Source organism: Marivita sp. (assembly GCF_017643905.1).
GTDB lineage: Bacteria > Pseudomonadota > Alphaproteobacteria > Rhodobacterales > Rhodobacteraceae > Marivita.
On sequence record NZ_JAEPMO010000041.1, the window covers coordinates 1 to 20,979 of the forward strand.

Genomic DNA, 20,979 nt, shown 5'->3' on the forward strand with positions numbered 1-20,979 from the left:
CCAGCGCGCCGGGCGTCTTGTCAGACACCTTGCGCGCCTTCATCTCCGCCAGCGTATCGGCGATATCACGGGGCGATGCCTCTTCCGCTTCCAATGCGCGGCGAACGGTGTCTTCGTCGATTCGTGCGACGATGACATCGAATCGAATCCCGGCGTTGCGAAGCAGTTCGGCGCGGATCTGAGATCCAGAGGCAAGGACAAGGTCGAGATTCATGTGGACAACTCTACGGACAAGTTCTGTTTCTTTACAGGAGCGTTCTGGGGAAATCCGATCGTATCGGCAAGTCTGCACAGATCTCGGCAAGTTGCTCTGGATCGCCACACGGGTTTTACCGGCTGTGTAAAGGATAAGTCGGGCTTTTGAACAAACGACCTGCGTCGGCGTCTTTCCTAGGTTTTTCCCCGAGTTATCCACGGGAAGTATGAAACTAAATATATTAAAAACAATTACTTAGATATCAAATATAGATGTGACAGGGCTTATTCCCACAATGATCCACATGTCTTAAATCTGTGGACGAAACCTGTAGAACACGTTAATCCACATAGGCCGTGCCGTGCCTCTATTCTCAAAATCCTTTCTTTTTTCTTAATTTATTTATTGATTGGGTCTGGTTTGACAGCTTCCGTCCCCTCGGCTAAGAGCAAGACAGTCCTGTTCTGGACCACACCTTCCTGAGACAACGATGACACGACTGCGACGACCAGCAGTCCGGGATATTTCATGACAGAAAAGCTGAACCTTGCCGATCTTAAGGCAAAAAGCCCCAAAGACCTTCTGGCCATGGCCGAGGACCTCGAGATCGAAAACGCATCCACCATGCGTAAAGGCGAGATCATGTTCCAAATCCTGCGTGAACGCGCGGATGAAGGTTGGACGATCTTCGGGGACGGCGTTCTTGAAGTTCTGCAAGACGGGTTTGGCTTTCTTCGCTCTCCCGAGGCGAACTATCTGCCCGGTCCCGATGACATCTATGTCTCGCCTGAAATGATCAGAAAGTTCTCTCTCCGGACCGGTGACACCATCGACGGTGAAATCAAGGCGCCCGAAGACAACGAACGCTACTTTGCTTTGATGGACTGCACCCAGATCAATTTCCAGGATCCCGAGCGTGCCCGTCACAAGATCGCGTTTGATAACCTGACACCGCTTTATCCGGATGAGAGACTGATCATGGAGATCGAGGATCCCACGATCAAGGATCGCTCGGCCCGTATCATCGATCTCGTTGCGCCCATCGGTAAAGGCCAGCGTTCGCTTATCGTTGCTCCGCCGCGGACGGGCAAAACCGTTCTCCTGCAGAACATTGCGCACTCGATCGAGCGCAACCACCCGGAATGCTATCTCATCGTTCTCCTGATTGATGAACGCCCGGAAGAAGTCACCGACATGCAGCGTTCGGTCAAAGGCGAGGTTGTGTCCTCCACCTTTGATGAACCGGCCACACGCCACGTCGCCGTTTCCGAAATGGTGATCGAAAAAGCCAAGCGTTTGGTGGAACATAAGCGAGATGTTGTTATTCTTCTCGACTCGATCACAAGACTTGGTCGTGCATTTAACACAGTTGTGCCGTCGTCCGGTAAGGTTCTGACCGGTGGTGTGGACGCCAACGCGCTCCAGCGGCCGAAGCGGTTCTTTGGTGCAGCGCGCAATATCGAAGAGGGTGGTTCGCTCACCATCATAGCAACGGCGCTTATCGACACCGGCAGCCGGATGGACGAAGTCATCTTCGAGGAATTCAAAGGCACCGGTAACTCGGAAATCGTCCTGGATCGTAAGGTTGCGGACAAACGCGTCTTCCCGGCGATGGACATTCTCAAGTCAGGCACACGGAAAGAAGAGCTGTTGGTTGACAAGATCGACCTTCAGAAAACTTTCGTTCTGCGGCGGATCCTCAACCCGATGGGCACCACAGACGCCATCGAATTCCTGATCTCGAAACTCAAGCAAACCAAAACGAATTCGGAATTCTTTGACTCCATGAATTCGTAAACTTGGCGGACCAGCAACGTCATGGATACGATCTTTGCCTTGGCGACCGCGCCGGGAAAATCAGGCGTTGCGGTGATCCGGGTTTCGGGGCCAGAGGCCTTGTCCTGTTGCAGTGTTTTCGGTTTTGAACCGCCTGAGCCCCGAAAGACCGCCCTTAGAAAGCTGGTCCACCAGACGCGCGGTTTTCTTGATGAAGTGTTGGTTCTGACATTTGAAGAACGCGCGAGCTTTACTGGTGAGCGGGTTGTAGAACTTCACACGCATGGAAGTATTGCAATCATCAACAGCGTGCTGGATTGCTTGAAGGATATACCGGGTTATCGGCCTGCTGCCGCTGGCGAATTCACCCGACGCGCGCTGAACAATGGACGGCTTGACCTGACCCAGGTCGAGGCACTCGCTGATTTGATCGACGCGGAAACCGAGATGCAACGCAAGCAGGCGTTGAACGGGTTCACTGGTCGTCTGCGGGAAAAATCGGAAACATGGCGTACCGATCTGATCCACGCTGTTTCGCTGTTGGAAGCCACAATCGACTTTGCCGATGAAGAGGTACCTGTTGATGTCTCCGCGGATGTTGAACTGCGTCTCGCCAGTGTTATCAAAACCATGGACCACGAGATCAATGGATTTGGGATCGCGGAACGTGTTCGGACCGGCTTTGAAGTGGCGATTGTTGGGCCGCCAAATGCTGGGAAATCCACGCTTCTGAATGCTTTGGCCGGGCGCGACGCGGCAATCACGTCTGAAGTTGCCGGCACCACACGGGATGTCATTGAGGTCAGGATGGATCTGGAGTCGCTCCCGGTGACTTTTCTCGATACGGCTGGTTTGCGCGATACAGAGGACATGGTCGAATCGATCGGAATTGAACGGGCGATGACGCGCGCAGTGTCTGCCGATCTTCGTGTTTTCCTGAAAGGAGACGGCGGATTTGATAAGTTGGTCCCATTGGATCATGACATTGTAGTAGAAGGTAAATCGGACCTTCGCAGCGACGGTGCTGGTGTGTCTGGTCTAACGGGGGCAGGCGTGCAAAAGCTGATCGAAGACGTGAAAACATACCTTCTATCGCACGCAACCTCGGCCGGTCTGGTATCGCATGAACGACAGAAGCTGGTTTTGGAAGAGGGAAGGGACGCTTTGAAAAAGGCGTTGTCGTTCACTCAGGCGGGTCCGGGTACTTATGATCTCGCTTCGGAAGAACTTCGCTCAGCCATTGTCACACTTGAACGACTGGTGGGTCGTGTCGATGTGGAAGATGTGCTAGACAAGGTTTTCTCGAGCTTTTGCATCGGAAAGTAAGGAGTGTTTCATGTGAAACAATTTGATTTCGATGTCATCGTCGTCGGTGGTGGTCATGCCGGTTGTGAAGCCGCCCATGTGGCTGCGCGCCTTGGCGCTCACACGGCCCTTGTCACTCTAACGGAAACTGGAATTGGTGTCATGTCGTGCAACCCTGCTATTGGAGGGTTGGGTAAAGGGCACCTTGTTCGGGAAATTGACGCGTTTGATGGCGTCATGGGCCGGGTGGCGGACAAGGCGGGAATTCAGTTCCGACTTCTAAATCGCCGAAAGGGGCCAGCTGTTCAAGGCCCACGTGCGCAGGCGGATCGGAAGATTTACCAGTCCGAGATGTTGAATGCCATAAAATCGCAGAATGGGCTGGAAATCGTTATTGGCGAGGTTACGGACCTTGTCGTTAATGGAACCACTGTCGAGGGCGTAAGGATCGATGATGATCGCGCCTTGGCGGCGCCGTCCGTGGTTCTGACCACGGGCACGTTTCTGCGCGGTATCATTCATATCGGGGACCGCAAAATCTCTGGTGGTCGAATGGGTGAGCGGCCGTCGAACGATCTCGCGAAAACGCTTGAATCGTTCAACCTCCCGCTTGGTCGCCTGAAGACCGGGACTCCACCAAGGTTGAACGGACGGACGATAAATTGGGAAGGCCTTGACGAACAGCCTGGTGACGATGATCCAGTGATGTTTTCGTTCCTGTCAGTCGTACCATTTGCGCGCCAGGTTTCTTGCGCAATCACGCACACCAATGAAAAAACTCATCAGATCATCCGAGATAACCTAGATCGATCTGCCATGTATGGCGGCCATATCGAAGGTATCGGACCGAGGTATTGCCCCTCCATCGAGGATAAGATCGTCAGGTTCTCTGACAAAACCTCCCATCAGATTTTCCTTGAACCTGAAGGACTTGACGACGACACGATATATCCAAACGGGATCTCTACGTCGCTGCCCGAAGATGTTCAGGTTGATTACGTGCGGTCGATCAAGGGGTTGGAGCAGGCCGAAATTCTTCAGCCGGGTTACGCGATCGAGTACGATTATGTTGACCCGCGCGCTTTGAATCTTGATCTATCCCTTAAATCACATGTCGGCCTTTACCTCGCGGGACAGATCAATGGAACCACGGGTTATGAAGAAGCGGCTGCACAAGGACTGGTCGCCGGCCTAAACGCCGCGCGCCGTGCGAAGGGGCAGGTTGCCGTCACGTTCAGTCGGTCTGACAGCTATATCGGCGTGATGATCGACGATCTGACGTCTCGTGGTGTTGCGGAACCTTATCGGATGTTCACGTCACGTGCAGAATATCGGCTTTCGTTGCGCGCGGATAATGCAGACCAAAGGCTCACCCCGAAAGCAATCGAGCTTGGCTGTGTTGGGGCAGAGCGGCAGTCGGCATTTGAGGCGAAGCTCTCAATGATCAACAAGGGTCGCGCCAAGCTGGATGCTCTTTCGGTGTCGTCGCGCCAATTGATCGACGCTGGCGTCGCAATTTCGCAGGACGGATCAAAACGGACAGTGTTTGAAGCGCTCGCAATCGAAGCTGTGACTTGGGACGCATTGTTGCAGATCGCGCCGGAGCTTTCAGAGATCGATGAAAAAACCCGGGATCAGCTTGGAAAAGATGCGTTGTACGCGAATTATATTGAGCGACAGAAAAAAGATATCGAAGCTTTGAAGAGGGACGAAGCGCAAGTCATCCCCTCTAACTTTGATTTTTCTGAAATTGAAGGCTTGTCAAACGAACTGAAGCTCAAGCTGTCCCGGTCACAGCCAGCCAACATCGCTCAGGCATCGCGGATTGATGGAATGACCCCATCCGCTCTGTTACTGCTTCTGTCGCGAATCAGATCGCTTACTCCGCGTGAGCGAGCCGCTGGATGAATGTTTCACGTGAAACACAAGAGAGACTGGCGATATATGCCGAGCTTCTCATAAAGTGGTCACCTAAGATCAACCTCGTTTCCCGAGCTTCCTTGCAGGATGCCGGAAAACGTCATTTTGACGATTCACTTCAAGTTGTCTCACTCTGCCCGGAGGGGGCAGCGACCTGGGTTGATCTGGGGTCCGGAGGTGGATTTCCCGGCGCAGTCGTTGCTATTGCTCTTCAGGATAAGGGTGTGAGCGTTACCTTGATCGAAAGCGACCAACGCAAAGCCACGTTCCTTCGCACTGTTTCACGTGAAACAAAAACCCCGTTTACCGTCATCGCCAAACGGATCGAGGATGTTGATCCTATGGGCAGTGACGTCATCAGCGCACGTGCGCTTGCGCCACTTGACGATTTGCTTGGATTTTCCGAACGACACCTTGCACCAAACGGAACAGCTTTCTTCATGAAGGGGGGGGCGTGGCGAAATGAGGTGGCGGAGGCCCAAAAGAAGTGGCGATTCACCTGTGAAGCGCATAGGAGTGTTACACATCCCGAAGCTGCCGTTTTGGCGATTGGAGGTCTTTCTCGTGTTTGATCCCACACGGCCGGCTGGCCCGAAAATCATAGCGATCGCAAACCAGAAAGGCGGGGTCGGCAAAACCACGACAGCCATCAATTTTGCGTCCGCCTTGGCAGAAATCGGTCAAAAGGTGCTTGTCGTCGACCTTGACCCGCAGGGTAACGCATCGACCGGACTGGGTGTCATGCCCGAAAACCGACGCGCCACAACCTATGACCTGCTTCTGGATGACTTTCCGCTTTCGGACATCATCTGTGAAACGGGTCAGGCAAATCTGTTTCTCGTGCCCTCAACCACAGACCTAAGCTCGGCTGATATTGAGCTGATCGCGAATGAGAAACGCAGTTATCTGTTGCATGACGCGTTGCGCCAAACCGATATGGATCAGTTTGCCTTCGACTTTGTTCTGATTGATTGCCCCCCATCGTTAAATCTTTTGACGGTCAACGCGATGGTGGCGGCACATTCCGTTCTAGTCCCGCTACAAAGTGAATTCTTTGCGCTTGAGGGGCTTAGTCAACTGATGCTGACGATCCGAGAGGTTCGGCAATCGGCGAATCCGAACCTCAGGATCGAAGGTGTTGTGCTGACAATGTATGATTCCCGGAATAACCTGTCGCAACAGGTTGAAACAGATGCTCGGGATAATCTCGGGGACCTCGTGTTCAAGACCGTGATCCCACGAAATGTTCGGGTCAGCGAAGCGCCCTCATTCGCAATGCCGGTTCTTGAATATGACACCAACTCCAAGGGAGCCATCGCGTATCGGGCATTGGCACGCGAATTTCTTGGAAAAAATGAAACAGTCACAGCAGCGTAGGTGGATCGGATGGCCGAAAAGAAAGAACAGAGACGCGGCTTGGGGCGGGGGTTGTCCGCGCTGATGGCGGATATCGAACCAAGTGTAGACGCGGATGCGCCAACGCGGCAGCGACCCGTCCGCAGTTTGCCGGTCGACCAGTTGTTCCCAAATCCCGATCAGCCTCGCCGTCAGTTTGATCCCGAAGCTCTTGAAGAACTGAAGCTGTCGATCCGCAGCAAAGGAGTCATCCAACCCCTTATCGTTCGGCCCCGCGGCACCTCTGACACTCAGTATGAGATTGTCGCTGGTGAACGCCGTTGGCGCGCGGCGCAAGCGGCTGGAGTGCACGAGGTTCCCGTTGTTATCCGTGAATTTTCAGATGAAGACGTTCTTGAGATCGCGATCATCGAAAATATTCAGCGGGCGGATTTGAACCCGATTGAAGAAGCGGCTGGATATGACCAATTGATGACCCGCTTCGGCCATACGCAGGAAAAGCTCGCGCAGGCGTTGGGGAAAAGTCGCAGTCACATTGCCAACCTGTTGCGTCTGTTGAACCTTCCTGACGTTGTGAAGCAGGCTGTGGTTGACGGTAAGTTGTCAGCAGGGCATGCACGAGCGTTGATCACGGCGCCTGATCCTGTGCTTTTGGCCGGACAAATCGTACGCCAAGGCCTTTCTGTGCGGGACACCGAACGACTTGTGCGCGAGGCTCAGAATCCGGATGGGACTAAGAAGCCAAAGGCAACGGCCAAATCCGCAGGTGGTTCTGAAAAAGACGCAGACACCAAGGCGCTGGAAGGCGATCTTTCCGCCGCTTTGGGTATGAAAGTGTCGATCAATCACAGTGCCGGGGGCGAATCCGGAACTGTCACAATCAGCTATGACACCTTGGAAGATCTCGATGCACTTTGCATGGTGCTGAGCTCTTCGCGCTGATCAGCTCTTGGCAAGTTGCGCGATAAGGTAATTCAGGACAGGGCGACCCGTCGCGGTCGCCCCAATACGATCGTCCTGCTGCCAGACCAGACCGTCCGCAATCAGCTGTCTTAGACGCGTGTTGTCCACATAATCTGAAATGTCATCCATCATTAGACCTTCAAGAAGGCGCAGCCCCATAATGAGGCGTTCATCCGCTATATCTTGATGATTCAGCAGCACACTATCCCTAATGCCTGTGCCGTCCTTAACCGCTTTGATCCAGGCCTCTGGTTGTTTCCAGCACTCTGTTGCGGTGCGGCGACCGGCAAACGTCAATCGTCCGTGTGCTCCGGGACCAATTCCAGCGTAGTCACCGCCGCGCCAGTAAACCAAGTTATGTTTTGATTCCGCGCCGGGTTTGGCATGATTAGAGACTTCGTAGGCAGTATAGCCCGCTTGCTCACATAGCCGCTGTGTCAGATCATAGAGATCTGCCCCAAGATCGTCTGTTGGAAGACCGCTTAGCAGTCCGCGTTGGGCGCGATCCCAAAACGCGGTGCCTTCCTCTATGGTCAATTGGTAAAGTGAAAGATGATCGACCGCCATATCGAGGGCGGTGGTTAGTTCGCGCTCCCAATCGGCAAGAGATTGGTTTTGCCGCGCGTAAATCAGATCAAAACTCACACGGTCAAAGAACTCTCGTGCTGTTTTGAAAGCAGCTTGCGCCTCTGGCACGCTGTGCAGGCGCCCTAGGTTCCGAAGATCGTCAGGATCAAGCGCCTGGACACCGAGAGACACGCGGTTCACGCCATGTTTGGCATAGCCCTCAAAGCGGTGCGCTTCGACAGAGGTGGGATTGGCCTCAAGTGTGATTTCGATATCGTTGGCAAAGCTCCAAACATCGCGCGCCGCGCTCAGCACGATGTGAACAGTCTCGGGCTCCATCAGACTGGGTGTGCCGCCACCAAAAAAGATCGAGGTCAGGACGCGCGGTCCGGTTTCCTGCCCAGTACGGCGAATTTCGCGGGCTAATGCGTCAGCCCACAGCCCCTGATCTACGGCGGATCGGACATGGCTGTTGAAATCGCAATACGGACATTTCGCGGCACAGAACGGCCAATGGACATAGAGGCCAAATCCTCGCTCTTGCCAGAGTTCAGCCAAAGCACCCGGCCACGAATTTGCGGAAGGCATCTGCGCGATGGCTGATCTTGTTCTTTTCCCAGCGGTCCATTTCACCGAAAGTCACATCGTAGCCGACTGGCTGGAACACGGGGTCATATCCGTGGCCCTGATCTCCGCGCATCGGCCAGATGATTTGCCCCTCCATCGTGCCGGGAAACACCTCGTCATGGCCATCCGGCCAGGCAAGAACCAAGGTACAGCAAAAACGGCCTGTCCAAGGAGGTTCAACGCCAGAATCCAGGATGGCGTTGTGTGCCTTTTCCATTGCCATGACAAAGTCACGACCCGTCTCTGTTTCTGCCCAATCCGCAGTGTAAACACCCGGTGCGCCGTTCAGGGCGTCAATCTCAAGCCCGCTGTCGTCCGACAGGGCGGGAAGGCCTGTCGCTTTGGCAGCCGCATGAGCCTTGATGCGCGCGTTTTCGACAAACGTGGTCCCGTCTTCGGCAGGCTCGGGCAGGTTCATCTCGGCCGCGCCAACGACCGAGACACCGTAATCTTTCAAAAGATCGGCAATTTCCTCGAGCTTTCCCTTGTTGTGGGTCGCGACGAGAAGTTGCTTTCCTTCGAATTTGCGGCTCATTCGACAGCCTTGAGTTGAAGTGCCACCAACTCCTGTATCCCGGCATCCGCCAGATCCATGAGTTGTGCCATCTGATCACGTGTAAAGGTCGATCCTTCTGCGGACATTTGGATCTCGATCAACTGGCCATCACCGCGCAGGATGAAGTTGCCATCGACGCCTGCCTCGGAATCCTCTGGATAATCGAGATCGAGGACGGCTTGGCCCGCATAAATCCCGCAGCTGACGGCAGCGACCGGAGAAATGAGCGGATCGCTGATAATATCACCGGCTTTCATCAGCTTGTTTACGGCCAAACGCAACGCCACCCAGCCACCGGTGATTGACGCGCATCGTGTACCCCCATCAGCCTGGATCACATCGCAGTCGATGCTGATTTGACGTTCGCCCAGAGCGACCCGGTCTACGCCCGCCCGCAAGCTGCGCCCGATCAGTCTCTGAATTTCGACAGTGCGCCCGCCTTGCTTTCCGGTGGTGCTTTCGCGGCGCATTCGGCTTGTGGTGGACCGGGGCAACATACCGTATTCCGCAGTCACCCAGCCAAGGCCCGATCCCTTGATAAAGGGCGGCACGCGGTCTTCGATTGTCGCGGTGCAAAGCACATGGGTGTCGCCCATGCGGATCATGCACGATCCTTCTGCGTGTTTGCTGATCCCAGTTTCGATTGAAACCGCGCGCATTTCGCTTAATTTCCGTCCTGACGGTCGCATGGTACATCCTTTAAAGTTCTGTGTACGGATACAGGCAGCCTTTCCGGTTTCGCAAGCCAATAGTCTGTCATAGAAATGACCGTCATCTTCGACACGAGGTGAACGATTGAGCGACGGAACCAAACTTCTGGATGAAATGAACGACCGATCGCGGGAAGTCTTCCGCAATGTTGTCGAAGGCTATCTGTCAAGCGGCGAACCAGTTGGTTCGCGCACGCTGACTCGCACGCTGAATGAAAAGGTGTCGGCGGCCACTATTCGGAACGTGATGCAGGATCTTGAGTTCCTGGGTCTGCTGGACAGTCCCCATATCAGCGCGGGCCGCATCCCGACACAGTTGGGCTTGCGGATGTTTGTTGATGGGTTGTTGGAGGTGCGTGATCTGGATCAGGACGACCGGCAAAAGATCGACGCGACAATGACCAGCAACAGCCAGGATGTCGCGACGATCCTCGACCGGGTCGGCTCTGCGTTGTCCGGCGTCACGCAAGGCGCTTCGCTTGTCCTCACACCTAAACACGAGGCGGCGATCAAGCACATCGAATTCCTGCCTGTGGGCGGCGATCAGGCGCTGGTCGTGCTGGTGTTTGCGGATGGCCATGTCGAAAACCGCCTGTTCAAGCCACCAGCCGGTCAAACGCCAAGTTCCATGCGCGAGGCGGCGAATTTCCTGAACGCGCTCGTCGAAGGCAAAACGCTGTCCGATCTGCGACGCACGATCAAGGACGACATCGCACACAAGCGGCGCGAGCTTGATTCGCTGGCTGCGACGCTGGTCGAGCAGGGTTTGGCGATCTGGGACGATCAAGCCGACACTTCGGGACGTCTGATTGTTCGGGGTCGGTCAAACCTGTTGGCCGAAGACACCCATGCAGAAGAGCTGGACCGCATTCGCGAGTTGTTCGACGATCTTGAACGCAAGCGGGACATTGCCGAATTCCTTGAGTTGACCGAACAGGGCGACGGTGTGCGCATTTTTATCGGCTCTGAGAATAAACTTTTCTCACTTTCGGGTTCCTCTTTGGTCGTGTCTCCATATATGAACGCTGATCGTAAAATTATCGGTGCGGTGGGGGTTATAGGCCCGACCCGTTTGAATTATGGACGGATCGTACCGATCGTGGACTACACAGCGCAGCTCGTCGGGAAACTGCTCGGCGACCGCAACCAAGGGTAAGTAAATGGCCGAAACGGATCACACGAAAGATTTCCTCGACAGTCTGGCCGAGGCTGAGGCAGAGGAAAACGAAGCGCTCGAAGAAGAGATCGACAGCGTGGAGGCGGAATTGGACGCCCTGCGCGCCGAGCGGGATGATCTGAAGGACAAGTTCATGCGCGCTTTGGCCGAAGCCGAGAATGCGCGCAAACGGTCTGAAAAAGATCGTCGTGAGGCACAGCAATACGGCGGCTCGCGTTTGGCGCGTGATCTTCTGCCGGTCTACGACAACCTTCAGCGGGCTCTGGATGCCATTCCCGAAGAACAGCGCGAGGCCTCGAAGGCGTTTATCGAAGGTGTGGAGCTGACGATGCGCGAATTGCTGAACGTGTTCAGCAAGCATGGCGTGACTGCGATCAAACCGCAGGTGGGCGACAAGTTCGATCCGCAGATGCACGAGGCGATGTTCGAAGCACCGGTTCCCGGCACAACGGCTGGTGAGATCATTCAGGTCTCGACCGAAGGGTTCATGCTCTATGACCGCCTGCTACGTCCGGCGCAGGTTGGCGTCAGTTCGATGCCCAAGTCCTAATCGTCATTCAAGAGCGCTTTCAGGTTATACAGAGCCTGTAGCGCCTCCATTGGCGTCATTTCATCGGGGTGCAGATTTTTGATCTGCGCCTCGATTTTGTTATCGGCCTTGGGTTTGACGGGTTGTGGCGCGTGAGCTGCGGCGGAGAATAGCGGCAGATCGTCGATCAACGCCTTAGGCGATGTGTTCTCGCGTTCCCCCTTCTCCAATGCATCCAAAACCGATCGGGCACGGGTGATAACGGCTGGCGGCAGGCCGGCAAGCTGGGCCACCTGAACGCCATATGACCGATCCGCGGCACCATCCCGAACCTCATGGAGGAAAATCACCTCGCCTTCCCATTCACGCACGGCCACGGTTGCGTTCTTCACGCCATCCAGTTTGTTCGCAAGAGCGGTGAGCTCGTGGTAATGCGTCGCAAAAAGCGCCCTGACCTTGTTAACGGATTGCAGGTGTTCGAGAGTGGCCCAGGCGATAGACAGGCCGTCATAGGTCGCCGTTCCACGCCCGATTTCGTCCAAGATAACCAAGGCACGGTCGTCGGCCTGATTCAGAATCGCGGCGGTTTCGACCATTTCAACCATGAAAGTTGACCGACCGCGGGCCAGATCGTCAGACGCGCCGACCCGGCTGAAGATCTGGCTGACTAGACCAATATGCGCTGATGTTGCAGGGACGTAGGATCCGATCTGTGCCAACAAGGCGATCAAAGCGTTCTGGCGCAGGTAAGTCGACTTGCCCGCCATGTTCGGCCCGGTCAGCAGCGTGATTGCGGCTTGGTCGTTCTGTGCGGAGAGATCGCAATCATTGGCGACAAACCCGGTGCCGCCTTGCGCCTTGAGTGCGCGTTCGACAACGGGATGGCGCCCACCTTCGATGTCAAAGGCGCGGCTGTTGTCGACCGTTGGGCGGCACCAATCCAGATCACTCGCAAGATCGGCCAGAGCGGTGGCCAAATCGAGTTCCGCCAATCCACTGGCAAGCGCGTTGAGCGCTGGTTGCTGGTCCAGAATGGCCTGACTTAAGGCAGAATAGAGACGCTTTTCGATCTCGATCGCCTCACCTCCCGCGTTCAGAATCCGCCGCTCCAAATCGGACAGTTCGACAGTGGTGAACCGAATTTGGTTAGCTGTCGTCTGCCGATGGATGAAGGTTTCATTCAACGGCGGCGCCATCATCTTTTGTGCGTGGGTCGATGTGGTTTCGATAAAATAGCCCAGCACGTTGTTGTGCTTGATCTTGAGCGAAGACACACCCGCCATCTCGGAATATTGCGCCTGAAGTCCAGCAATGACGCCGCGTCCTTCGTCACGCAGCTTGCGGGCTTCGTCGAGGGCTGCATCATAACCCGGTGCAATGAAGCCGCCATCCCGCGTCAAAAGCGGTGGTTCGGCGATCAGGGCGTCGTCCAAGAGAGTGGCGAGATCAGTGTGCCCCGTACATGCCGAAACAGCGCTTCGAAGCATCTCTGGAAGATCATGGGTCTCTAACAAAGCATAAATCGCGTTTGCTTGTGTCAAAGCATTGCGAATCGCGGCCATATCGCGCGGTCCGCCACGCTCCATTCCAAGGCGCGACAAAGCGCGGTCCACATCAGGGACGCGTTTCAGGGCATCGCGTATTTGACGGGCGATCGTCGGGTCAGACATGGCCCATGTGATCGCGTCCTGCCGTTTACGGATGACCGATAGGTCACGCGAAGGGGTCGATAATCGTCGTTCCAAAAGCCGTGCGCCGCCTGCCGTCGCTGTCCGATCAATGACCGACAACAGCGACCCAGCACGGTCACCTTGCAGAGAATGAGTCAGCTCGAGGTTTCGACGCGTTGCAGCATCGATATGCATGGAACTGCCGAGCTTTTCCTGCTCCGGAGGGCGGAGCAGGGGAAGGCGACCCTTTTGCGTCAGATCGATATATTCGATCAACGCACCCATGGCGGACAGTTCAGGGCGCGAGAATTGGCCATAGGCGTCGAGCGACGACACCCCGAATTGCTGTGTCAGGCGAGCATGCGCGCCTGTTGAGTCAAAACTCGATTTGCCGAGCCACGTTGGTTCAAGTCCGAGATCTTCAAGCACGTTGGCAACTGCGGTTTCCGTGCCTTCGGCCATAAGGATCTCAGCCGGGGACAGTTGCGCCAGTTCCGGACCGACGCGGGAAAGCGAGAGCGACAAAACATGCAGCGCACCGGTCGAAATATCTGTCCAAGCCAGTGCCCATTCGTCTCTGACACCGGCCAAAGCGGCCAGAAAGTTGTGCCTCCGCGCCTCTAGCAAAGTTTCCTCAGTTAGCGTACCGGGCGTGACAAGACGCACCACATCGCGGTTAACGACGGATTTCGATCCCCGCTTTTTCGCCTCTGCCGGGCTTTCCATCTGTTCGCAAACGGCCACACGGAACCCTTTTCGGATCAGGGTCAGCAGGTAACCTTCGGCCGCATGAACCGGAACGCCGCACATTGGGATGTCGTCGCCGTCATGTTTGCCGCGTTTGGTGAGCGCGATGTCCAGTGCCTCGGCCGCTGCCGCTGCATCGTCAAAGAACAATTCGTAAAAATCACCCATGCGATAGAACAACAAAGCATCCGCATACTGGGATTTTATTTCCAGATATTGCGCCATCATGGGTGTCACGGGTGATTTATTCGCGTTCACAAGCTTCCCCTCGGTGCTTTGGCGTGACATTAAGACGACCGACCCGGGTGGAAAACCCGATTTTGACGTATGAGGCCTCTGACGTATGTCCAACCCGAAATACACCCGCGAAGAAGCGCTTGCCTTCCACCTTGAACCGACCCCCGGCAAATGGGAGGTGCAGGCCACCGTCCCCATGACCACGCAGCGCGATCTGTCTCTCGCCTATTCCCCCGGTGTGGCTGTTCCGTGCGAAGACATCGCGAAAGACCCCGGTCTGGCCTATGATTACACCAATAAGGGCAATCTCGTCGCGGTGATTTCCAACGGGACGGCGGTTCTGGGTCTGGGCAATCTGGGCGCGCTGGGATCGAAGCCGGTGATGGAGGGAAAATCCGTTCTCTTTAAACGGTTCGCTGATGTGAACTCCATCGACATCGAGTTGGACACCGAAGACCCCGATGAATTCTGCAAAGCGGTGCGGCTGATGGGGCCGACCTTTGGCGGGATCAACCTTGAGGACATCAAGGCGCCCGAGTGTTTCATTATCGAACAGCGCCTCAAGGAAGAGATGGACATCCCTGTCTTCCACGACGATCAGCATGGCACGGCGGTGATCTGTGCGGCGGGCCTTCTGAATGCGCTCCACCTGTCCGGCAAAAAGATCGAAAATGTGAAGATCGTTCTGAACGGGGCTGGAGCGGCGGGTATTGCCTGTATCGAACTGCTCAAGCGGATGGGCGCACGCCACGGCAACTGCATTGTCGCAGATACCAAGGGTGTGATTTACCAAGGCCGCACCGAAGGTATGAACCAGTGGAAATCGGCGCATGCGGTCAAGACCGATGCGCGTACGCTGGAAGAGGCGATGGTCGGCGCGGATGTGTTCCTTGGGGTGAGCGTCAAAGGGGCCGTGACGCAGGACATGGTGCGGTCGATGGCCGACAATCCGGTGATTTTTGCCATGGCGAATCCCGATCCTGAGATCACGCCGGAAGAGGCGCACGAGGTGCGGATGGATGCGATCGTGGCCACCGGGCGCAGCGACTATCCGAACCAAGTGAACAATGTGTTGGGCTTCCCGTACCTGTTCCGGGGCGCTTTGGACATTCACGCGCGGGCCATCAATGACGAGATGAAGATCGCCTGTGCGCAGGCGCTGGCCGACCTCGCGCGCGAGGATGTGCCAGACGAGGTCGCTTTGGCTTATGGCAAAAACCTGACTTTTGGGCGCGATTACATCATTCCAACACCGTTCGATCCGAGACTGATACACCGCATTCCGCCTGCTGTTGCCAAGGCAGGCATGGATACAGGAGCTGCGCGGCGGCCGATCATTGATCTTGTAGCATACGAGGAATCGCTCAAATCGCGGATGGATCCGACGGCAAGCATCCTGCGCGGGATCAATGCACGGGCGCGCAAAGCGCAAGCGCGGATGATTTTTGCCGAAGGCGATGATCCGCGCGTGCTGCGTGCTGCGGTCATGTACCAGCGGTCGGGTTTTGGCAAAGCGTTGGTTGTCGGTCGTGAAACAGATGTGAAGGCGAAGCTGGAAGAGGCCGGTTTGGGTGATGCGGTTCGCGAGATCGAGGTGGTCAATGCGGCCAATACGCAGCATCTGAGCCGGTACAAGGATGTGCTTTACGGTCGGCTTCAACGCAAAGGCTACGACCATCAGGACATTCATCGTCTTGCTGCGCGGGATCGGCATGTATTTGGTGCTTTGATGCTGCAACAGGGGCACGGCGATGCGCTTGTGACTGGCGCAACGCGGAAATCGGCGCATGTGCTCGAGTTGATCAACCACGTCTTCGACGCCGATGCAGCGCATGGCGCGGCGGGTGTGACCGCGTTGTTGGTCAAAGGCCGCATTGTGCTGATCGCGGATACGCTTGTGCATGAATGGCCGGATGAGGAAGACCTTGCCAATATCGCCGAACGTGCAGCGGAAGTGGCCCGTTTGATCGGGTTAGAGCCACGTGTGGCGTTCGTGTCTTTCTCGACTTTCGGATACCCGGTGTCCGAACGTGCCGAGAAGATGCACATCGCGCCACGCGTTCTTGACCGGCGTGGCGTGAATTTTGAATACGAAGGAGAAATGACCGTCGATGTGGCGCTGAACCGGAATGCGCAAAAATTCTATCCGTTCCAGCGCCTGACTGGACCCGCAAACATCCTTGTCGTTCCTGCGCGCCACTCTGCGTCGATTTCCGTCAAGCTGATGCAGGAAATGGCGGGTGCCACTGTGATCGGGCCAATTCTGGCAGGTGTCGACAAGTCGATCCAGATTTGCTCGACCTCCATGACAGCGGGCGACATTCTGAACATGGCGGTTCTGGCGGCGTGCAAGGGTCGGTGACACATGGCCGTTTATAACCTCGGTTCGATCAACGCAGATTTGTTTTATCAGGTGCCACACCTGCTTGCGCCCGGTGAAACGCTCGCATCGACTGAACACAGCCGTGGATTGGGCGGAAAGGGCGCGAACATGTCGGTCGCCATTGCCCGTGCCGCCGCACGCGCCGTGCATATCGGGGCCGTGGGGAGCGATGGGCGCTGGGCGATCGAACGGTTGTTGGAATACGGTGTCGATACGCGCAACATCGTTGAACTGAATGTGCCGACGGGTCATGCGGTCATCATGGTTGACGATCACGGCGAGAATGCGATCTTGCTCTATCCTGGGGCAAATCGGGCTTTGACAGGGACACATATCGCCTCAGCGCTAGCCGTTGCGACCGAAGCTGACACCTTCGTGTTCCAGAACGAAACCTCCGCGCAGATCGAAGGGGCAACGCTTGCGTCGTCAAAGGGGTTGCGGGTGGTTTATGCCGCTGCTCCGTTCGATGCACACTCGGTCGAGGCGGTTTTGCCGATGCTCGACATTCTTGTGATGAACGCAATCGAGGCGCAGCAGTTGACGGATGCGCTGGGCGTCGCGCTGACCGACTTGCCCGTGCGAGATGTGATTGTGACACTCGGGGGAGATGGGTGTCGCTGGGTGAATACGGATGATGGCACCGACAAGACGTTCCCCGCGATTCCCGTCACGCCAGTCGATACGACTGGCGCTGGGGACACATTCACCGGTTTTCTGGTGGCAGGGTTGGATCGTGGTCTGCGGATGGAACAGGCGATATCACTGGGTCAGCAGGCGGGCGCCATCATGGTCACGCGCCACGGCACCGCTGACGTGATCCCTGATCTCAAGGATATCGAAGACGCGCGTTTGGCTTAGTTGCCGATAAACGGCGCGTCATTGCCCCAAAGCTGCTTGATGCGCGCGTCGCGCCCGCAGCCTTCACGGTAACGTTTGTACGCATCTTTCTGCGGGATTGCGCCAAAGCGTGTCAGGACCCGATTGGTGCCTTTGTAGTAGTTCTGATGGTAATCCTCCGCCTCATAAAACGCAGACGCGTCCAGAATAGGTGTTACGATCTTGCGACCCAAGGCGGCCTGCGCTTCAGCCTTGGCTTTTTCGGCGGCGGCGCGTTCGGCAGCGTTAGAGACGAAAATCGCGGTTGCGTAGCTTTGTCCACGATCGCAGAACTGACCGCCCGCATCAGTGGGATCAATCGACCGGAAGAACAGATTGAAAAGGCGGTCGCGGTCGACAACCGCACTGTCATAGGTGATTTTCACCGCCTCGTAGTGGCCCGTGCGCCCCGCCGTCACTTGTTTGTAGGTCGGGTTCGCCACGGTCCCGCCGGTATAGCCGGACACCGCCTCTTTTACGCCGCGCACGCGTTCGAAATCTGCCTCAACGCACCAGAAGCATCCTCCGGCAACAACGATCTCGCGTGTTTCCCCCGCATGTGCGTCGGTGGATTGCAGAAAGACCCCGGCAAGAATGGCCAGAGACAGAATAATCGGGTGACTGCGGCGAAGTGGGCGCATGGGAAACCTCCTGTAGATAGGGTTCAACCTGCGATGAAAGACGGGCACGACGCAATTTCTGACTTGGCGCCTCACTTGAAGGTGAAATCGAGTTACCGCTTGCGCGATCTCCTTCAGGCGATACCGTCCGGGACAAACAGTCCTGTCGGGAGGCGGCCGAGATGAAAGTGGCGATGTGGTCGGGACCGCGCAATCTGTCGACGGCGATGATGTATTCCTTTGCCCAACGCGCCGATTTTTCAGTCTTGGATGAGCCGTTCTACGGGCCCTATTTGCGGCTGACCGGACTTGATCATCCGATGCGCGATGTGGTCCTTGAGGATCGGACCGAAGACACAGTTGCGGTGGAACAGTCTCTGATCAACTCCATTCCTGACGGAAAAACCCATGCCTACCACAAGCATATGTGCCAGCACATGATCGACGGAATCCCGCGTGGGTTCATGTCGGACTGTGTGAATGTCTTTCTGATCCGCCACCCTGCGCGTGTGGTTGCCAGCTTTGCCAAAGGCTATCCGGAATTGACGGCTGATGACATCGGATTTGATGCGCAGGCAGAGCTGTTCGATCATGTTCTGGCGCTTGGTCAAAGCCCGGTCGTGATCGACAGCGCCGATATCCGTGTCGATCCAGAGGGCATGTTGCGCGCTTTGTGTGAAACAATTGGGTTGGACTTTGACCCATCAATGTTGTCTTGGCCTGCGGGACCAAAGCCCTATGATGGGGTGTGGGCACCGCATTGGTACACGTCCCTTCATGCGACAACCGGATTTGCCGGTCCGGAGGGACCACTGCCGGAGCTAACGGGTCATCTGGAGGAATTGGTAGACCAGACGATGCCCGCCTTTCAAAAGCTTGAGGCCAAAAAAATTTCGCAAATCGTGAAACTCTGAACCATCGACGTTCGTGGTTGTTGGTGTCCGCGGGGTGAATGCCCGCACCAAACAGGAGACTGACCATGAAATTTGCACTCTCAACCACGATTTTTGCACTGTCTGCGACGGCCCTTATGGCGGCGGGACATTCAATGGCTCCGTCCGTTGAAGCGATGGATCAGGATGTGTCCGGCGGCACCGTGACCGCAGCCAAGGTGGTGGCTCCGGCCAACGGTTGGCTGGTCGTGCACCGCACTGACGCCGAGATGAAGCCGGGTCCGGTTGTCGGTTATGCCGCGTTGAAGGAAGGCGAGAACATGGATGTCGCCGCGATCCTTCAGGAAGAGGTCGCGTCGGGCGACATGCTGATGCTGATGGTTCATGGCGAAGACGGCGGCATGTCGACCGGTGTGTTCGAATACACGCTGGGCGCCAAGGAAGACGGCCCGATCCGGGTGGACGACAAGCTGGTGATGACTGTCGTCACCGCGAACTGAATACGAAAAAGGCCCGCCGATCTGGCGGGCCTTTTTGCTTGATTAGAGACTGTTTTACTTCAGCCGACGGTTCCGCGCCGCCAGCAGCTTCAGACGTAGCGCGTTGAGCTGGATGAAGCCTTGCGCGTCTTTTTGATCATAGGCACCCGCGTCTTCTTCGAAGGTCACGTGGGCTTCGGAATAGAGCGAATGATCCGACCAGCGGGCGACCGTGTTCGCGGAGCCCTTGTAAAGCTTTGCGCGGACGGTGCCGGTGACGTGCTCTTGGCTCTTGTCGATCAGGGCCTGAAGCATTTCGCGCTCGGGGCTGAACCAGAAGCCGTTGTAGATCAGTTCCGCATAGCGCGGCATGATCGAATCCTTGAGGTGGCCTGCACCTGAATCGAGTGTGATCTGTTCGATGCCGCGATGTGCTTCGAGCAGGATTGTGCCGCCCGGTGTCTCGTAGATGCCGCGTGACTTCATACCGACAAAGCGGTTTTCTACGAGGTCCAGACGACCGACACCGTGCTTGCCTCCAAGCTCGTTCAGCTTGGTCAGGATCGTGGCGGGCGACATCGCCTCGCCGTTGATGGCCACGGCATCGCCCTTTTCAAAGGTGATCTCGACCATTTCGGGCGTATCGGGCGCATCTTCGGGATGCACGGTGCGCTGGTAGACGTAATCGGGCGCTTCCTGCGCGGGGTCTTCCAGAACCTTGCCTTCAGAGGACGTGTGCAGCAGGTTTGCATCGACCGAGAAAGGCGCCTCGCCGCGCTTGTCCTTGGCGATCGGGATCTGGTTCTTTTCGGCGAAGTCCAGCAGTTTGGTCCGCGAGGTCAGATCCCATTCGCGCCACGGTGCAATCACCTTGATGTCGGGGTTGAGCGCGTAGGCCGCCAGCTCAAACCGCACCTGGTCGTTGCCCTTGCCGGTTGCGCCATGCGCCACGGCGTCGGCACCGGTCATCGCGGCGATTTCAACAAGACGCTTGGAGATCAGCGGCCGGGCGATGGAGGTGCCAAGCAGGTACAGCCCTTCGTACAGTGCGTTGGCGCGGAACATCGGGAAGACAAAATCGCGGACGAATTCTTCGCGCACGTCCTCGATGTAGATGTTCGAAGGATCAATCCCCAGCATGACCGCCTTTTCGCGCGCAGGCTCCAGTTCTTCGCCTTGGCCCAGATCGGCGGTGAAGGTCACGACTTCGCAACCATACTCCGTTTGCAGCCATTTCAGAATGATCGAGGTATCAAGGCCACCGGAGTAGGCCAGAACAACTTTTTTGGGCGCAGACATGGGTTTTCCTTTAACGGGTTTGCCGGGGCGATTACTTGTTTTTCAGAGCAGGGGCAAGAAGTGGCCTTGGAACAGGGCAGAGGAGACGAGGTG

19 protein-coding genes are annotated in these 20,979 nt (G+C 56.2%); 12 read left to right on the forward strand and 7 right to left on the reverse strand.

The window, feature by feature from the left end:
- The coding region (locus tag JJ869_RS08400) for a Maf family protein (RefSeq protein WP_292266086.1) at positions 1-214 on the reverse strand (214 nt) is incomplete at its 3' end.
- 510 nt (positions 215-724) lie between these two features.
- Here JJ869_RS08400 and rho point away from each other — a divergent pair.
- From rho to JJ869_RS08430, 6 genes are read left to right on the forward strand one after another with little or no spacing between them, the layout of a single operon-like run.
- Positions 725-1,993 (forward strand): transcription termination factor Rho, encoded by a 1,269-nt coding sequence (rho, locus tag JJ869_RS08405; RefSeq protein WP_292266087.1) that lies wholly within the window; start codon positions 725-727, stop codon positions 1,991-1,993.
- Positions 1,994-2,014: 21 nt separating this feature from the next.
- Positions 2,015-3,298 carry a tRNA uridine-5-carboxymethylaminomethyl(34) synthesis GTPase MnmE gene (gene mnmE / locus JJ869_RS08410; protein WP_292266089.1) on the forward strand — a complete coding sequence of 428 codons (1,284 nt, stop codon included), beginning with the start codon at positions 2,015-2,017 and terminating at the stop codon, positions 3,296-3,298.
- Between the two features lie 3 nt (positions 3,299-3,301).
- Positions 3,302-5,185, forward strand: coding sequence for a tRNA uridine-5-carboxymethylaminomethyl(34) synthesis enzyme MnmG (gene mnmG, locus JJ869_RS08415; RefSeq protein ID WP_292266090.1), 1,884 nt, complete (start codon positions 3,302-3,304; stop codon positions 5,183-5,185).
- Entirely contained in the window at positions 5,182-5,769 is a 588-nt protein-coding gene (rsmG, locus tag JJ869_RS08420) for a 16S rRNA (guanine(527)-N(7))-methyltransferase RsmG (RefSeq protein WP_292266091.1), read from the forward strand. The genes mnmG and rsmG overlap by 4 nt, the downstream gene beginning before the upstream one ends.
- A complete protein-coding gene (locus JJ869_RS08425) occupies positions 5,762-6,574 on the forward strand; it encodes an AAA family ATPase (protein WP_292266092.1) in 813 nt (270 codons plus the stop codon). The genes rsmG and JJ869_RS08425 overlap by 8 nt, the downstream gene beginning before the upstream one ends.
- A gap of 9 nt (positions 6,575-6,583) precedes the next feature.
- A complete protein-coding gene (locus JJ869_RS08430) occupies positions 6,584-7,495 on the forward strand; it encodes a ParB/RepB/Spo0J family partition protein (RefSeq protein WP_292266094.1) in 912 nt (303 codons plus the stop codon).
- Here the strand turns inward: JJ869_RS08430 and hemW are convergent, their stop codons facing one another.
- Genes hemW through rph form a run of 3 tightly spaced genes read right to left on the reverse strand, consistent with a single transcriptional unit; the run spans position 7,496 to position 9,955 of the window.
- The gene (gene hemW / locus JJ869_RS08435; RefSeq protein ID WP_292266136.1) at positions 7,496-8,671 is read right to left on the reverse strand and encodes a radical SAM family heme chaperone HemW; all 1,176 of its coding nucleotides are present in this window, start codon (positions 8,669-8,671) and stop codon (positions 7,496-7,498) included.
- Positions 8,634-9,245: an RdgB/HAM1 family non-canonical purine NTP pyrophosphatase gene (rdgB, locus tag JJ869_RS08440; RefSeq protein ID WP_292266096.1), complete on the reverse strand. Its 612-nt coding sequence runs from the start codon at positions 9,243-9,245 to the stop codon at positions 8,634-8,636. Before rdgB ends, hemW begins: the two co-directional genes overlap by 38 nt.
- A complete protein-coding gene (gene rph, locus JJ869_RS08445) occupies positions 9,242-9,955 on the reverse strand; it encodes a ribonuclease PH (RefSeq protein ID WP_292266098.1) in 714 nt (237 codons plus the stop codon). Before rph ends, rdgB begins: the two co-directional genes overlap by 4 nt.
- 106 nt (positions 9,956-10,061) lie before the next feature.
- On the opposite strand from rph, the gene hrcA reads away from it, so the two are divergent.
- Together hrcA and JJ869_RS08455 are read left to right on the forward strand one after the other, a co-directional pair.
- Positions 10,062-11,132 (forward strand): heat-inducible transcriptional repressor HrcA, encoded by a 1,071-nt coding sequence (hrcA, locus tag JJ869_RS08450; protein WP_292266099.1) that lies wholly within the window; start codon positions 10,062-10,064, stop codon positions 11,130-11,132.
- A gap of 4 nt (positions 11,133-11,136) precedes the next feature.
- Entirely contained in the window at positions 11,137-11,703 is a 567-nt protein-coding gene (locus JJ869_RS08455) for a nucleotide exchange factor GrpE (protein ID WP_292266100.1), read from the forward strand.
- Here JJ869_RS08455 and mutS read toward each other — a convergent pair.
- Entirely contained in the window at positions 11,700-14,327 is a 2,628-nt protein-coding gene (gene mutS / locus JJ869_RS08460; RefSeq protein WP_292266139.1) for a DNA mismatch repair protein MutS, read from the reverse strand. The two genes, JJ869_RS08455 and mutS, sit on opposite strands and share 4 nt — an antisense overlap.
- A gap of 115 nt (positions 14,328-14,442) precedes the next feature.
- Between mutS and JJ869_RS08465 the strand changes: the two genes are divergently transcribed.
- Both JJ869_RS08465 and JJ869_RS08470 read left to right on the forward strand, forming a co-directional pair.
- On the forward strand, positions 14,443-16,698 hold the full coding sequence (locus JJ869_RS08465) for an NADP-dependent malic enzyme (RefSeq protein WP_292266101.1): 2,256 nt from the start codon (positions 14,443-14,445) through the stop codon (positions 16,696-16,698).
- A gap of 3 nt (positions 16,699-16,701) precedes the next feature.
- Positions 16,702-17,577 (forward strand): ribokinase, encoded by an 876-nt coding sequence (locus JJ869_RS08470; protein WP_292266102.1) that lies wholly within the window; start codon positions 16,702-16,704, stop codon positions 17,575-17,577.
- On the opposite strand, the gene msrA is transcribed toward JJ869_RS08470, so the two are convergent.
- A complete protein-coding gene (msrA, locus tag JJ869_RS08475) occupies positions 17,574-18,236 on the reverse strand; it encodes a peptide-methionine (S)-S-oxide reductase MsrA (RefSeq protein WP_292266104.1) in 663 nt (220 codons plus the stop codon). The genes JJ869_RS08470 and msrA overlap by 4 nt on opposite strands.
- 161 nt (positions 18,237-18,397) lie before the next feature.
- On the opposite strand from msrA, the gene JJ869_RS08480 reads away from it, so the two are divergent.
- Entirely contained in the window at positions 18,398-19,129 is a 732-nt protein-coding gene (locus JJ869_RS08480) for an HAD family hydrolase (RefSeq protein WP_292266107.1), read from the forward strand.
- A gap of 65 nt (positions 19,130-19,194) precedes the next feature.
- Positions 19,195-19,608, forward strand: a complete 414-nt coding sequence (locus tag JJ869_RS08485; protein WP_292266109.1) for a hypothetical protein — start codon at positions 19,195-19,197, stop codon at positions 19,606-19,608.
- Between the two features lie 54 nt (positions 19,609-19,662).
- Here JJ869_RS08485 and JJ869_RS08490 read toward each other — a convergent pair whose 3' ends face one another.
- Complete coding sequence (locus JJ869_RS08490; RefSeq protein WP_292266111.1) at positions 19,663-20,886, reverse strand: argininosuccinate synthase; 1,224 nt, start codon at positions 20,884-20,886, stop codon at positions 19,663-19,665.
- Positions 20,887-20,979 lie beyond the last annotated feature (93 nt).